Annotated in this window: 16 protein-coding genes; 5 read left to right on the top strand and 11 right to left on the bottom strand. The window is 65.2% G+C overall.

Annotated features, from left to right (window positions below):
• Nucleotides 1–130: 130 nt before the first annotated feature.
• Nucleotides 131–886 carry a Nif3-like dinuclear metal center hexameric protein gene (locus PSEK12I1_RS0118895; protein WP_027597085.1) on the bottom strand — a complete coding sequence of 252 codons (756 nt, stop codon included), beginning with the start codon at nt 884–886 and terminating at the stop codon, nt 131–133.
• Between the two features lie 115 nt (nt 887–1001).
• Here PSEK12I1_RS0118895 and PSEK12I1_RS0118890 point away from each other — a divergent pair, with 115 nt between their 5' ends.
• Nucleotides 1002–2123: a S1C family serine protease gene (locus PSEK12I1_RS0118890; protein WP_027602567.1), complete on the top strand. Its 1122-nt coding sequence runs from the start codon at nt 1002–1004 to the stop codon at nt 2121–2123.
• A 13-nt stretch (nt 2124–2136) separates the two neighbouring features.
• Here PSEK12I1_RS0118890 and hisC read toward each other — a convergent pair whose 3' ends face one another.
• The 10 genes from hisC to PSEK12I1_RS0118840 form a co-directional block, all read right to left on the bottom strand.
• Nucleotides 2137–3192 (bottom strand): histidinol-phosphate transaminase, encoded by a 1056-nt coding sequence (gene hisC, locus PSEK12I1_RS0118885; protein ID WP_027602566.1) that lies wholly within the window; start codon nt 3190–3192, stop codon nt 2137–2139.
• Nucleotides 3189–4508 carry a histidinol dehydrogenase gene (hisD, locus tag PSEK12I1_RS0118880; protein WP_007159505.1) on the bottom strand — a complete coding sequence of 440 codons (1320 nt, stop codon included), beginning with the start codon at nt 4506–4508 and terminating at the stop codon, nt 3189–3191. The genes hisC and hisD overlap by 4 nt, the downstream gene beginning before the upstream one ends.
• Before the next feature lie 290 nt (nt 4509–4798).
• Nucleotides 4799–5431, bottom strand: a complete 633-nt coding sequence (gene hisG / locus PSEK12I1_RS0118875; RefSeq protein ID WP_007159506.1) for an ATP phosphoribosyltransferase — start codon at nt 5429–5431, stop codon at nt 4799–4801.
• Between the two features lie 9 nt (nt 5432–5440).
• The gene (gene murA, locus PSEK12I1_RS0118870; protein ID WP_007159507.1) at nt 5441–6706 is read right to left on the bottom strand and encodes a UDP-N-acetylglucosamine 1-carboxyvinyltransferase; all 1266 of its coding nucleotides are present in this window, start codon (nt 6704–6706) and stop codon (nt 5441–5443) included.
• 22 nt (nt 6707–6728) lie between these two features.
• The gene (locus PSEK12I1_RS0118865) at nt 6729–6968 is read right to left on the bottom strand and encodes a BolA family protein (RefSeq protein ID WP_007159508.1); all 240 of its coding nucleotides are present in this window, start codon (nt 6966–6968) and stop codon (nt 6729–6731) included.
• Between the two features lie 73 nt (nt 6969–7041).
• Nucleotides 7042–7356 carry a lipid asymmetry maintenance protein MlaB gene (locus tag PSEK12I1_RS0118860; protein WP_007159509.1) on the bottom strand — a complete coding sequence of 105 codons (315 nt, stop codon included), beginning with the start codon at nt 7354–7356 and terminating at the stop codon, nt 7042–7044.
• Nucleotides 7353–8003, bottom strand: coding sequence for a phospholipid-binding protein MlaC (locus tag PSEK12I1_RS0118855; RefSeq protein WP_007159510.1), 651 nt, complete (start codon nt 8001–8003; stop codon nt 7353–7355). Before PSEK12I1_RS0118855 ends, PSEK12I1_RS0118860 begins: the two co-directional genes overlap by 4 nt.
• Nucleotides 8004–8017: 14 nt before the next feature.
• A complete protein-coding gene (gene mlaD / locus PSEK12I1_RS0118850; RefSeq protein WP_007159511.1) occupies nt 8018–8494 on the bottom strand; it encodes an outer membrane lipid asymmetry maintenance protein MlaD in 477 nt (158 codons plus the stop codon).
• A complete protein-coding gene (mlaE, locus tag PSEK12I1_RS0118845; RefSeq protein ID WP_007159512.1) occupies nt 8494–9288 on the bottom strand; it encodes a lipid asymmetry maintenance ABC transporter permease subunit MlaE in 795 nt (264 codons plus the stop codon). The genes mlaD and mlaE overlap by 1 nt, the downstream gene beginning before the upstream one ends.
• Entirely contained in the window at nt 9288–10097 is an 810-nt protein-coding gene (locus tag PSEK12I1_RS0118840) for an ATP-binding cassette domain-containing protein (protein ID WP_027597091.1), read from the bottom strand. Before PSEK12I1_RS0118840 ends, mlaE begins: the two co-directional genes overlap by 1 nt.
• Nucleotides 10098–10301: 204 nt before the next feature.
• Between PSEK12I1_RS0118840 and PSEK12I1_RS0118835 the strand changes: the two genes are divergently transcribed.
• From PSEK12I1_RS0118835 to lptB, 4 genes are all read left to right on the top strand, one after another.
• Nucleotides 10302–11276 carry a KpsF/GutQ family sugar-phosphate isomerase gene (locus PSEK12I1_RS0118835; RefSeq protein WP_007159514.1) on the top strand — a complete coding sequence of 325 codons (975 nt, stop codon included), beginning with the start codon at nt 10302–10304 and terminating at the stop codon, nt 11274–11276.
• Nucleotides 11277–11360: 84 nt separating this feature from the next.
• The gene (lptC, locus tag PSEK12I1_RS0118830) at nt 11361–11933 is read left to right on the top strand and encodes an LPS export ABC transporter periplasmic protein LptC (RefSeq protein ID WP_007159515.1); all 573 of its coding nucleotides are present in this window, start codon (nt 11361–11363) and stop codon (nt 11931–11933) included.
• Entirely contained in the window at nt 11920–12462 is a 543-nt protein-coding gene (gene lptA, locus PSEK12I1_RS0118825) for a lipopolysaccharide transport periplasmic protein LptA (RefSeq protein WP_007159516.1), read from the top strand. The genes lptC and lptA overlap by 14 nt, the downstream gene beginning before the upstream one ends.
• Nucleotides 12459–13187: an LPS export ABC transporter ATP-binding protein gene (gene lptB, locus PSEK12I1_RS0118820; protein ID WP_027597094.1), complete on the top strand. Its 729-nt coding sequence runs from the start codon at nt 12459–12461 to the stop codon at nt 13185–13187. Before lptA ends, lptB begins: the two co-directional genes overlap by 4 nt.
• The last annotated feature ends 19 nt before the right edge of the window (nt 13188–13206 follow it).

The following is a 13206-nucleotide window of genomic DNA, read 5'->3' as shown; positions in this document are numbered from 1 at the left end:
TGTCCGTTGCGGCATCCAGTCGACTGGACACACCGGACAGAGCGGGCCGTGGACGAACCTCAACCTTACCATAGGCAACGGTTATGGCCCGCCAGGCTATTTAGAACCAGAAGTTCTATGCTTATGACGCTCAGGCGGGATTGTCGCAGTCGATGAAGAGGTGCTGGATCCCCAACTGCGCGGCCAGATGGTCGCCCAGCGCCTGCACCCCGTAGCGCTCGGTGGCATGGTGGCCGGCGGCGAAGAAACTCACGCCGTTCTCGCGAGCGCTGTGCACCGTCTGCTCGGACACCTCTCCGGTCAGGTAGGCATCCACTCCGCCGGCGATGGCCTGGTCGATATAGCCCTGGGCGCCACCGGTGCACCAGGCCAGGCGTCGGATCGAGCGCCCGCCGTCGACCACCAGCGGCTCGCGCTGCAGCACGTCCGCCACCTGCCGACCGAAGTCCGCGGCGGATTGCGCCTGTGGCAACTCCCCCTGCCAGATCAGCCCCTTGGCATCGCCTGGCAGCGGCCGGATATCCTGCAGCCCCAGGCGGCGTCCCAGCTGGACGTTGTTGCCCACCTCGGGATGGACATCCAGGGGCAGGTGGTAGGCCAGCAGGCTGATGTCATGGCTCAGCAGCGTCTTGATCCGCCGGTGCTTCATGCCGATGAGGCGGGCATCTTCGTTCTTCCAGAAATAGCCATGGTGCACCAGGATGGCATCGGCACCGGCGGCGACGGCGGCGTCCAGCAGCTGCTGGGAAGCCGTGACGCCACTGACCAGCAGGCGCACCTGCTCACGGCCCTGGACCTGCAGGCCGTTGGGGCAGTAATCCTGGATCCGGGCCGATTCCAGGTAGCGGTCGGCGGTCTCTACCAGTTGCTCAAGGGACAGGGTCACGTGCGGCTTACCTCCTCGTTGGCGGCGCCAGCGTGTCTTCGGCTGGCGCCGCTCCTTATAATGGCCGCCAGCTTATCCGGCGCACCCCGGGTGGACAAATTCAAGGATGTGATCGATGTACAAGGCTTTGCGTTATCTCGGCTGGCCCGTGCTGTGCGGTCTGCTCGTTGCAGCCCTGATCATGCAGCGCTATCCCCAGTGGCTCGGCCTGCCCGCCCAGCCACCGCTGTTCGAGGCCGCCCAGGCGCCCGCCAATTCGCGCCAGGAGGGACCGGTTTCCTATGCCGACGCGGCCAGTCGCGCCGCGCCCGCGGTGGTGTCGTTGCGCTCGACCAAGGCCGCCAAGCCGGGCAAGGCCGGGGATACGGCCAGCGACCGCAAGGGCGCGACCAAGCCGGTGGAAGAACTCAGCCTGGGTTCCGCCGTGCTGATGAGCCATGACGGCTATCTGCTGACCAACAACCACGTGACCCTGGACGCCGAGTCCATCGTGGTAGCCCTCGCCGACGGCCGTCAAACCCTGGCCAAGCTCATCGGCAACGATCCGGCCACGGACCTCGCCGTGCTCAAGATCGACCTGCCCAACCTGCCGGCCATCTCGGTGGGCGATTCGACCGCCATCCGCATCGGCGACGTGGTGCTGGCCATCGGCAACCCCTTTGGCGTCGGCCAGACGGTGACCATGGGCATCATCAGCGCCACCGGTCGCAACCAGCTGGGTCTCAATACCTACGAGGACTTCATCCAGACCGATGCGGCGATCAACCTGGGCAATTCCGGCGGGGCGCTGGTGGATGCCAGCGGCAATCTGATCGGCATCAACACCGCCATCCTCTCCGGCGGCTCCCAGGGCATCGGCTTCGCCATCCCGATCAAGCTGGCCATGGAGGTCATGCGCTCGATCATCCAGCACGGCCAGGTCATCCGAGGCTGGCTGGGCGTGGCGGTGGAGGTGATCACCCCGGAGCTCGTCAAGGCCTATGGCCTCAAAGTCGACCAGGGCATCGTGGTGACCGACATCGATCCCGATGGACCGGCGCACAAGGGCGGTCTGCGCGCGGGCGACGTGCTGGTCAAGCTGGCTGGCCAACCGATCAGGGACGGCCGGCTGGCGATGAACCAGATCGCCCGCAAGCAGCCTGGCGACAGCATCCCCATCGAGGTGCTGCGCCAGGACAAGACCGTGCAGGTCAAGGTGACCGTCGGGATGCGCCCCCTGATGGAGAAGGCGCGCTAGCCGCGAACGAGGCTCAGAGGGTGTCGAGGGCCGTGATCAGCGCCTGATTCTGCGTCGGCGTGCCGATGGTGATGCGCAGGAAGTCGGCGATGCGTTCGGGGCGGCTGAAGTGGCGCACGATGACGCCGTGCTCACGCAAGCCCGCGGCCAGCGCCGCCCCACTCTTCTGCACATGACGGGCGAAGATGAAGTTGGCGGCCGAAGGCAGGACCTCGAAGCCGCGCTCCAGCAACTGGCCCACCAGCGCTTCGCGACTCTCGATCACCTGCCGGCAGGTCTCGTCGAAATAGGCGCGATCCTCGAAGGCCGCGGTCGCGCCGGCCAGGGCCAGGCGATCCAGCGGATAGGAGTTGAAGCTGTTCTTGATCCGCTCCAGGGCTTCCATCAGCGGCGCCTGTCCCAGGGCCAGCCCTACCCGCAGACCGGCCAGCGAACGGGACTTGGACAGCGTCTGGGTCACCACCAGGTTGGGATGGCGCTCGATCAGGGCGACCGCCGACTCCGCCCCGAAGTCGACATAGGCCTCGTCCACCACCACCACCGAGGTCGGATTGCCGGCGACGATGCGCTCGATGGCGTCCAGCGCCAGGGCGCTGCCGGTCGGCGCATTGGGGTTGGGGAAGATGATCCCGCCATTGGGGCGCAGATAGTCCTCGGGGACGATCTGGAAATCCTCGTCCAGCCCCGGCGTCTCGAAGGCGATGTCGTAGAGGCCGCAATAGACCGGATAGAAGCTGTAGCTGATGTCCGGAAACAGGATTGGGCGGCCATGGCTGAACAGACCCAGGAAGATGTGCGCCAGCACCTCGTCCGAGCCGTTGCCGACAAACACCTGGTCGCTCTGGAGGCCGTAGTAGCGGGCGACGGCGTCCTTCAGTGCCTGACCGTTGGGGTCGGGATAGAGGCGCAGGTCGTCGGTGGCCGCGGCGCGAATGGCGTCCAGCGCCCGCGGTGACGGACCGTAGGGATTCTCGTTGGTATTGAGCTTGACCAGGTTGGTCAGCTTGGGTTGCTCACCCGGCACATAGGGCACCAGGTTCTTGACGAAGGGACTCCAGAGCTCGCTCATGCCTGCTCCTCCTGAATACGGTATTCGGCGCTGCGGGCGTGGGCGGTCAGGGACTCGCCACGCGCCAGCACCGAGGCGACCCGGCCCAGCGCGGAAGCGCCCGTAGCCGAGCAGTGGATGATCGAGGAACGCTTCTGGAAGTCGTACACGCCCAGCGGCGAGGAGAAGCGCGCGGTGCCCGAGGTCGGCAGCACATGGTTGGGACCGGCGCAGTAGTCGCCCAGGGCCTCGGCGGTGTAGCGACCCATGAAGATGGCGCCGGCGTGGCGGATGCTGGGCAACCACTGCTCGGGTTCGGCGACCGACAATTCCAGGTGTTCGGGGGCGATGCGGTTGGCCACCTCGATGGCCTGGGCCATGTCGGCGACCTGGATCAGGGCGCCGCGGCCTTCCAGGGAGGCACGGATGATCTCGGCACGCTCCATCTCCGGCAGCAAGCGGGCGATGCTTTCCGCCACGGCGTCGAGGAAGGCGGCGTCGGGACTGACCAGGATGGCCTGGGCGTCCTCGTCGTGCTCGGCCTGGGAGAACAGGTCCATGGCGATCCAGTCGGGATCGGTCTGGCCGTCGCAGACCACCAGGATCTCCGACGGGCCGGCGATCATGTCGATGCCGACCTTGCCGAACACGTGGCGCTTGGCGGTGGCGACATAGATGTTGCCAGGGCCGACGATCTTGTCCACCGGGGGTACGCTTTCGGTGCCATAGGCCAGAGCGGCCACGGCCTGGGCGCCGCCGATGGTGAAGACACGATCAACACCGGCCAGGGCTGCGGCGGCCAGCACCAGTTCGTTGACCTCGCCGCGGGGCGTGGGCACCACCATGACCACCTCTTTTACGCCGGCGACCTTGGCGGGGATGGCGTTCATCAGCACCGAGGAGGGATAGGAGGCCTTGCCCCCCGGCACATAGAGCCCGGCACGATCCAGCGGAGTGACCTGCTGGCCGAGCACGGTGCCGTCGGCCTCCTGATACTGCCAGGAATCCTGGCGCTGCTTTTCGTGATAACGACGGACGCGCTCGGCAGCGGCTTCCAGCGCGGTGCGCTGCTCCGGCGTGATGCGGGTCAGGGCTTCTTCCAGACGCGCCCGCGGCAGGATGAGATCGCTCATGGCGGTCGCCTCTACGGCATCGAAGCGCCGGGTGTATTCCAGCAGCGCGGCGTCGCCCTGGTGGCGCACGTCGGCGATGATCGCCAGGACCCGCTGGTTGATGTCGGCATCCGACACCCCTTCCCAGCTCAGCAGATGATCCAGATGCTCGGCGAAATCCGGAGCGGCGGCGGCGAGTCGGCGGATGGCGAGCGGAGCGGTCATGGCGGATCCTCTTCAGGAGAGCGAAAGGGGCGCCCGAGAGTAACAGCCGGTTCCGTGTGGGCGCCCGACAATTTGGCTATGGCACGGATAGGCGAAGCTGGAGGGATGGAAGCAGTCTGGGCCGGCATTCGGCATGCCGACCAGGACGTAGAGCCTGTTCAAAGTCTCGCGAGCTAGAGACAAACAAGGCAAAAATGGCTGAGGAAGCGGAGTTTACGAGTGGTAAATGAGCATTCCGAAGCCATTTTTAACGCAGTTTGGCCGACGCGTAGCAGGCTTTGAACAGGTTCTCAGGCGCCTCGCGCCTCGACGGCGTGTCTCAGGGTCTCGATGAGGGCCTGAATGCGGCCATGCTGCATCTTCATCGAGGCCTTGTTGACGATCAAGCGCGAGCTGATATGGGCGATCAGCTCCTGGGGTTCGAGTCCGTTGGCCTTGAGGGTATTGCCGGTGTCGACCACGTCGATGATCTTGTCAGCCAGGCCTACGAGCGGTGCCAGCTCCATGGAGCCGTACAGCTTGATGATGTCGACCTGCCGACCCTGCTCGGCATAGTAGCGCTTGGCGACATTGACGAACTTGGTCGCCACCCGCAGTCGGCCACGCGGCGCCGGAGCGCCCACGGCGCCCGCGGTCATCAGCTTGCAGCGGGCGATGCGCAGGTCCAGCGGCTCATAGAGACCGTCGCCGCCGTATTCCATCAGCACGTCCTTGCCGGCCACGCCCAGGTCCGCGGCGCCATGTTCCACATAGGTGGGCACATCGGTGGCGCGGACGATGAGCAGCCGTACATCGTCCTGGGTGGTCGGGATGATGAGCTTGCGGCTCTTGTCCGGATTCTCGGTCGGAGCGATCCCCGCCGCCGCCAGCAGCGGCAGGGTGTCGTCGAGGATACGGCCCTTGGACAGGGCGATGGTCAGCATCGGAGGTCCTTACTTGGGCGTGCGACGGATCTTGGCGCCGAGCAGCTGGAATTTCTCCTCGATGCATTCGTAGCCGCGGTCGATGTGGTAGATGCGATCGATCAGGGTATCGCCTTCGGCCACCAGGGCGGCGATGACCAGGCTCGCCGAGGCGCGCAGGTCGGTCGCCATGACCGGCGCGGCCTTCAGGCTGGGCACGCCGGTGACGATGGCGGCATTGCCTTCGATGGCGATGTTGGCGCCCATGCGCACCATCTCGTGAACGTGCATGAAGCGGTTCTCGAAGATGGTCTCGACCACGGTACCGGTGCCTTCGGCGACGGCGTTCATGGAGATGAACTGGGCCTGCATGTCGGTGGGGAACGCCGGGTAGGGCGCCGTGCGGATGTTGACCGCGCGGGGGCGATTGCCCTTCATGTCCAGCTCGATCCAGTTGCTGCCGGTGGCGATGTGGGCACCGGCCTCTTCCAGCTTGGCCAGCACGGCCTCGAGGATGGTCGGATCGGTGTCCTTGAGCTTCACGCGACCGCGGGTGGCGGCGGCGGCGACCAGGTAGCTGCCGGTCTCGATGCGGTCCGGCAGCACCGAATAGGTGGCGCCACCCAGGCGCTCGACGCCTTCCACGGTGATGGTGTCGGTACCGGCGCCCTGGATGTTGGCACCCATGGCGATCAGGCAGTTGGCCAGGTCGACGACCTCGGGCTCGCGGGCGGCGTTCTGGATGACGCTGCGGCCCTTGGCCAGGGTGGCGGCCATCAGCACGTTCTCGGTACCGGTCACGCTGACGGTGTCGAAATAGTAGTGGGCGCCGCGCAGGCCGCCGGCCGGCGCCTTGGCCTTGATGTAGCCGCCTTCGACGGTGATCTTGGCGCCCATGGCTTCCAGGCCGCGCAGGTGCAGATCGACCGGCCGCGAACCGATGGCGCAACCACCGGGCAGGGCGACTTCCGCTTCGCCGAAGCGGGCGACCATCGGGCCCAGCACCAGGATCGAGGCGCGCATGGTCTTGACCAGCTCATAGGGCGCGACCAGGGTCTTGATGCTGGAGGCATCGACCTCGACATTGAGCTTTTCACCGATCACCGGCTGGACGCCCATGCGGCCGAACAGCTCGATCATGGTGGTGATGTCGTGCAGGTGCGGCAGGTTGGCGATGGTCACCGGGGTGTCGGCGAGCAGGGTCGCGGCCAGGATCGGCAGGGCGGAGTTCTTGGCCCCGGAAATGCGAATTTCACCGTTCAGGCTGTTGCCGCCGGTAATGATCAGTTTGTCCATAGCGAGTTCTCGGCGCTGCGAATCAGGCGCGTTCGGCCCAGGCAGCACGGGTGAAGAATTTCATGGTGACAGCATGGATGCTGCCATCGGCGATCTGCGGCTGGAGATGGGAGTAGACCTGCTGCTGACGCTTGACCGGGCTGAGTGCCTGGAGCTCGTCGCTGATCAGGTAGAGCTGGAAGTTGCAGCCCTCGCCTTCCACTTCGACCTGGGTATCGGCCAGTTTTGCCTCCAGGAGGCTTTTGACTTCTTGGGCCTGCATGGCGGCACCTCGGCAATCTAGTACAGCCGGCGATCATACAAAAAAACCGGCTGTACGGCGACTGCGATGACCGCTACCCGTGCGCGTCTTCCGCCAGGGGCAGCAGGGCGAGGGCATCCGAGACGTCGGCGATCTGCCGCAACTCGGAAGGCAGGCTGGCGATGGTCAGCGGTCGCCCCGCGGCCTGGGCATCGCGCAGCCAGGCCAGCAACAGCGCGAGGCCGGCGCTGTTGGAGCGTTCGACACCGGCGCAGTCGAGCACCAGCGGACCACTGCCCTGGCCGATCAGCGCCCTGCCCTGCTCGCGCAGGGTGGGCACATTGGCGTGATCGAGCACGCCCGACAGTTGCAGTCGGGCGCCTTCGCCGGTGATGGCGGCGCGACTCACGAACCGACCTTGGCCTTCTGGGCCTCGGGAGAATCCTTGGCCTTGGCCACGGTGCCCGCCCAGTTGTTGATGGTCTTGTCCAGGTCGTTGCCGTTTTCCTGCATCGCCTGGGCGAACTGGTCACGGAACAGCTTGCCGAGGTTCAGGCCATTGATGATGACGTTACGCACCTTCCACTCGTTGCCCTGCTTGACCATGCTGTACTGCACCGGGTACACGGCGCCGTTGTTGCCCTTGACCTCCATGCCCACGCTGGTGCGGTCGGGACCGTCGGACGGCCCTTCGGGCAGCACCCGGATGCCCTGGTTGTTGTACTCCAGCAGCGCATTGCCATAGAACTGCATCAGGCTGCGCTTGAAGTTTTCCTGGAAGCGCGCCATCTGCTCGGGCGAGGCGCTGCGGCTGTAGCGCACGGTCATGATGCTGCGCGAGATGCCTTCGGCATCCACCACCGGGCCGAGGATGTTGTTGAGCGACTCGTAGAAGGCTTCCGGGCTGCTGCGATACTTGTCGCGGTTGGCCTCGAGGTCGCTGAGCAGGGTGGTGGTGGTCTGCTGGATCACGTCGTGGGCCGAGGGCGCCGCCTGGGACACCAGGGGCAGCAGGGCCAGGATCGCGATCACTCCGTGACGAAGTAGCTTGAGCATGGAAAAGCCTCTCATCATTTATTGGCGGAAGAGTCTTTATTGACCGAATTGAGCAGGAATTTGCCGATCAGGTCTTCGAGAACCAGCGAGGATTGTGTATCCCGAATGGTCGAGCCTTCCTTGAGCACCTGCTCGTCACCGCCCACGCTGATGCCGATGTACTTCTCGCCGAGCAGGCCGGCAGTCAGGATCGAGGCGATGGAGTCGGTTGGCAGGTTGTCCACCTGCTTGTCGATCTGCATGGTGACCCGGCCGCGGTAGCTGTTGCGGTCGAGATCGATGGCGGTGACCTTGCCGATGGTCACGCCCGACATGGTCACCCGCGATCTCACGGTGAGACCGGCGATGTTGTCAAAGTAGGCGTAGACCTTGTAGGTATCGTGATGGTCGCTCATCGTCAGACCGCTTACCCGCAGCGCCAGCAGCAGCAGTGCGAGCACGCCGGCCAGCAGGAAGAGTCCGACACCGATTTCCTGGGTGCGGGTTTGCATCAGAGATCTCCAAACATCAGGGCGGTAAGAATGAAGTCGAGGCCGAGCACGGCAAGCGACGCATAGACGACGGTACGGGTGGTGGCGCGGCCGATACCTTCGGAGGTGGGCTCGCAGTCATACCCCTGGAAGACGGCGACCCAGGTCACCACGAAGGCGAACACCAGGCTCTTGATCACACCGTTGAGCACGTCGCTGAGCATCACGCTGTTCTGCATGGTGGCCCAGAAGGAACCGTCATAGACGCCGAGCCAGTCGATGGCGACCATGGCCGCGCCCCAGATGCCCACCACGTTGAACATGGCGGCCAGCAGCGGCATGGAAATGAAGCCGGCCCAGAAACGCGGCGCGACGATGTACTTGAGCGGGTCCACGCCGATCATTTCCAGACTGGACAGCTGCTCGGTGGATTTCATGTTGCCGATCTCGGCGGTCAGGGCGGAGCCTGCCCGGCCGGCGAACAGCAGGGCCGTCACCACCGGGCCGAGTTCACGCAGCAAGGTGAGGGCGACCATCTGCCCCACCGCCTGCTCGGAGCCGTACTTGACCAGGATGTTGTAGCCCTGCAGGGCGATCACCATGCCGATGAAGAAGCCCGACACCACGATGATCGGCAGCGACATCACCCCTACCGAATAGAGTTGCTTGCCCAGCAGCTGCAGACCACTGCCTACGCCACCGCGACCGAACACCGCCAGCAGCAGGACGATGACCGAGCGGCCTATAGCCGCCACGACATCCAGCCCGGCGCGGCCCAGTCGACGAATCCGCTCCACGGCGGAGACCTTACGCATCAGTGTTTCCCCAGCAAGGCATCGCGCAGATCCGGCGCGGCGAAGTGGAAGGGTACCGGGCCATCGGGGATGCCCTGCATGAACTGGCGAACCCGCGGATCCGGCGATTCGCGCAATTCCTTCGGCGTGCCCTGCCCCAGCACCTTGGTATCGCCCACCACATAGAGGTAGTCGGCGATGCTGGCGGTCTCGGCCAGGTCGTGGGAAACCACGATGCTGGTCAGTCCCAGCGCCTGGTTGAGCAGGCGGATAAGGCGCACCAGCACGCCCATGGCGATGGGGTCCTGGCCGACGAAGGGCTCGTCGTACATGAGGATCTGCGGATCCAGGGCGATGGCCCGCGCCAGGGCGACCCGGCGCTTCATGCCACCCGACAGTTCGTCCGGCATCAGTTCGATGGCACCGCGCAGTCCCACCGCCTGCAGCTTGAGCAGGACGATGTCGCGGATCATCTCCTCGGGCAGCTTGGTATGCACGCGCAAGGGAAAGGCCACGTTCTCGAAGACATCGAGATCGGTGAACAGCGCGCCGCTCTGGAACAGCACGCCCATCTGCCGGCGCATCTCGAACAGCTCGCCGCGGGACAGCTGCGGCAGGTTGGCGCCATTGACCCAGATCTCGCCACTGCTCGGTCGCAACTGGGCGGCGATGAGGCGCAACAGGGTGGTCTTGCCACTGCCGGACGGTCCCATGATCCCGGTGACCTTGCCCCGCGGGATGCGGATATCGACTCGGTCGTAGATCAGACGCGTGCCGCGCTTGAAGGAAACGCCCTTCAGCTCCACGGCGTACGGGCTATCGACGGTCATCAGGACTCCTAAGGTTCAACTCTGTGCAGGGAGACGCCGCTCCGCCGCTTCAGGGCACGCGACACTCGCGTTCGGCGGCCCCGGCAAAAGGGCGGCACTATAGCATTCGTTGCCGATGAGACTCCTGAGCCACGGGCGGCGTTGCTGAGTGTCGCGGCTTTGCGCATATAATTTCCGATTGTCCCGTCACCTGCCTTCTGACCCATGTCCGACTCAATAGATTTCATCGCCTCCGCCAAGCGCACCATAGATGTAGAGCGAGCGGCAGTGGCCGCCCTGGGCGAACGCATCGACGACAGCTTCGCCGCCGCCTGTCGCCGGCTGCTGGCCTGCCGCGGGCGCATCGTGGTCCTGGGCATGGGCAAATCCGGGCATGTCGGCAACAAGATCGCCGCGACCCTGGCCAGCACCGGCAGCCCGGCCTTCTTCGTGCACCCGGCGGAAGCCAGCCATGGCGACATGGGCATGATCACCCGCGATGACGTCATCATCGCCATCTCCCAATCGGGCACCTCCAGCGAGATCCTGACCCTGCTGCCGCTGATCAAGCGCCTGGGCGTCCCGCTGATCAGCTTTGCCGGCAATCCCGCCTCGCCCCTGGCCAAGGCCGCAGACGTCAATCTGGACACCAGTGTCGCCACCGAGGCCTGCCCGCTCAATCTGGCGCCCACTTCCTCCACCACCGTCGCCCTGGTACTGGGCGATGCCCTGGCCATCGCGCTGCTCGAGGCGCGCGGCTTCACCGCCGAGGATTTCGCCTTTTCCCACCCGGGTGGCGCCCTCGGCCGGCGCCTGCTGCTCAAGGTGGAGAACGTCATGCATGCCGGCGCCGACCTGCCGCAGGTCGGCGAGGACACCCTGGTCTCCGACGCCCTGCTGGAGATGTCGCGCAAGGGCCTGGGCATGACCAGCGTGCTGGCCGCCGATGGCCGTCTCGCCGGCATCTTCACCGACGGCGACCTGCGTCGCGCCCTGGATCGCGGCATCGACGTGCGCACCACGGCGATCGCAACCGTGATGACCCGCGGCGGTCGAACCGCCAGGGCGCAGATGCTCGCCGCCGAGGCGCTGAAGATCATGGAGGAGCACAAGATCAACGCCCTGGTGGTGATCGATGACGAGCGCCGCCCGATCGGCGCCCTCAACATGGGTGACCTGCTACGCGCCGGGGTGCTGTAGGCCGGGTTATACTGCTCGACTAAATGCGCCGACATCTCGTGTTCAACCCGCCGCCCCCTGGTGCGGCCCACCACAGGTACCCTCATGTTTCGCAGCTTGCGCCGCCCCGTGCTGTTGGTCCTGATCGCCGCCGCGCTCATCGCGATCGGCTACTGGAACATCCTGCCGCAGCGCTTCGTCGATGCCCCGGCCTCGTCGACCCCGCAAGACAGCGCCATCGACGGCTATGCCCTCAATACCCGGACGATTCAGTATCGCCTGGACGGCAAGATCCAGTACGAACTCAAGGCCGAGCGCAGCGAACACGTCAAGGCGACCGACGTCACCCTGGTGACCCGCCCCGACATGCTGGCCTTTCGCGGTACCGACTATCCCTGGCACATTCGCAGTGCCCGCGCCGAGGTCGCCCCCGGTGGCAGTCAGGCGGAGCTGATCGATGACGTGCGCGTCGAGCGTACCGATGAGAAAGGCCGCCCGGTGGTGTTGACCACCACCCGCATGACCGTCTTTCCTGACAAACAATATGCGCAAACCGAGCAAGCCGTTAGAATCGAGGCCGCCAATGGGGTGACCACGGCCAATGGTATGAAAGCGTATCTAGAAGACGGCAGAATGCTCCTGCTGTCCAACGTAAGAGGCCAGCATGAGGTTCGTTAAAACCCTCCCCTTCCTGTTCACCCTCGGCGCCACCTTTGGCAGTGCCGCGGCTTGGGCCCTGCCGACCGATCGCACCCAGCCGATCCGCGTGCAGGCCGATAGCGCCGAGCTCGATGACAAGCAGGGCGTGGCCGTGTACCGCGGAGACGTGGTCATCACCCAGGGCAGCATGAAGATCACCGGCAACACGGTGACCCTGACCCAGGACAACCAGGGCAACATCAAGGTCGCCACCGCAGTGGGCAAACCGGCCTACTACGAGCAGAAGCCCTCGGCGGACAAGGACATCGTCAAGGCCTATGGTCTGACGATCCAGTATTTCGCCCAGGAAAATCGCATCATCCTGATCGATCAGGCCAAGGTGGTCCAACAGGGCAACACCTTCGAAGGCGAGAAGATCGTCTACGACACCCAGCGCCAGATCGTCAACGCCGGGCGCGCCAACGGCAGCAAGGTCACCACGCCGCGGCCGCGGATCGACATGGTCATCCAGCCCAAGGATCAGCAGCAGTCGGGGCAGGGACAATGACGGTTACGCTCAAAGCCCAGCATCTGGCCAAGAGCTACAAGGGTCGTCAGGTCGTTCGCGACGTCAGCGTCAGCATCGACAGCGGGCAGATCGTCGGCCTGCTCGGTCCGAACGGCGCCGGCAAGACCACCTGCTTCTACATGATCGTCGGCCTGGTCAAGGCCGATCAGGGTCGCGTGCTGATCGACGACCAGGACGTCACCGCCCTGCCCATGCATGGCCGTGCCCGTGCCGGGATCGGCTACCTGCCCCAGGAAGCCTCGATCTTTCGCAAGCTGACCGTGGCCGACAACATCCTCGGCATCCTGGAAACCCGCAAGGACCTGGACAAGGCCGGCCGCCTACGCGAACTGGAGAGCCTGCTGCAGGAATTCCACATCACCCACATCCGCGACAACCGCGGCATGAGCCTGTCGGGTGGCGAGCGGCGCCGTGTCGAGATCGCCCGCGCCCTGGCCACCGCGCCCAAGTTCATCCTGCTGGACGAACCCTTCGCCGGCGTGGACCCCATCTCCGTGGGCGACATCAAGCAGATCATTCGTCACCTCAAGGCCAAGGGCATCGGTGTCCTCATCACCGACCACAATGTCCGGGAAACCCTGACCATCTGCGAGACGGCCTATATCGTCAACGATGGCCAGCTCATCGCCGAGGGTACCGCCGAGGAAGTCCTCGCCAACGAGCTGGTGAAGGAAGTCTATCTGGGCCACGAATTCCGCCTCTAGGCAAACCCGGGGAAACAAG

This window comes from Pseudomonas sp. MOIL14HWK12:I1 (assembly GCF_000510705.1).
GTDB lineage: Bacteria > Pseudomonadota > Gammaproteobacteria > Pseudomonadales > Pseudomonadaceae > Chryseomonas > Chryseomonas oryzihabitans.
The sequence above is the reverse complement of the archived record's forward strand: the minus strand, read 5'-3'. Positions and strand labels throughout refer to the sequence as shown.

Bases quoted from the DNA above. Each gene is read 5' to 3' on its own strand.
- PSEK12I1_RS0118890 (WP_027602567.1), top strand. From the start codon at position 1,002: ATGTACAAGGCTTTGCGTTATCTCGGCTGGCCCGTGCTGTGCGGTCTG.
- hisC (WP_027602566.1), bottom strand. From the start codon at position 3,192: ATGAGCGAGCTCTGGAGTCCCTTCGTCAAGAACCTGGTGCCCTATGTG.
- hisD (WP_007159505.1), bottom strand. From the start codon at position 4,508: ATGACCGCTCCGCTCGCCATCCGCCGACTCGCCGCCGCCGCTCCGGAT.
- hisG (WP_007159506.1), bottom strand. From the start codon at position 5,431: ATGCTGACCATCGCCCTGTCCAAGGGCCGTATCCTCGACGACACCCTG.
- murA (WP_007159507.1), bottom strand. From the start codon at position 6,706: ATGGACAAACTGATCATTACCGGCGGCAACAGCCTGAACGGTGAAATT.
- PSEK12I1_RS0118865 (WP_007159508.1), bottom strand. From the start codon at position 6,968: ATGCAGGCCCAAGAAGTCAAAAGCCTCCTGGAGGCAAAACTGGCCGAT.
- PSEK12I1_RS0118855 (WP_007159510.1), bottom strand. From the start codon at position 8,003: ATGCTCAAGCTACTTCGTCACGGAGTGATCGCGATCCTGGCCCTGCTG.
- mlaD (WP_007159511.1), bottom strand. From the start codon at position 8,494: ATGCAAACCCGCACCCAGGAAATCGGTGTCGGACTCTTCCTGCTGGCC.
- mlaE (WP_007159512.1), bottom strand. From the start codon at position 9,288: ATGCGTAAGGTCTCCGCCGTGGAGCGGATTCGTCGACTGGGCCGCGCC.
- PSEK12I1_RS0118840 (WP_027597091.1), bottom strand. From the start codon at position 10,097: ATGACCGTCGATAGCCCGTACGCCGTGGAGCTGAAGGGCGTTTCCTTC.
- PSEK12I1_RS0118835 (WP_007159514.1), top strand. From the start codon at position 10,302: ATGTCCGACTCAATAGATTTCATCGCCTCCGCCAAGCGCACCATAGAT.
- lptC (WP_007159515.1), top strand. From the start codon at position 11,361: ATGTTTCGCAGCTTGCGCCGCCCCGTGCTGTTGGTCCTGATCGCCGCC.
- lptA (WP_007159516.1), top strand. From the start codon at position 11,920: ATGAGGTTCGTTAAAACCCTCCCCTTCCTGTTCACCCTCGGCGCCACC.
- lptB (WP_027597094.1), top strand. From the start codon at position 12,459: ATGACGGTTACGCTCAAAGCCCAGCATCTGGCCAAGAGCTACAAGGGT.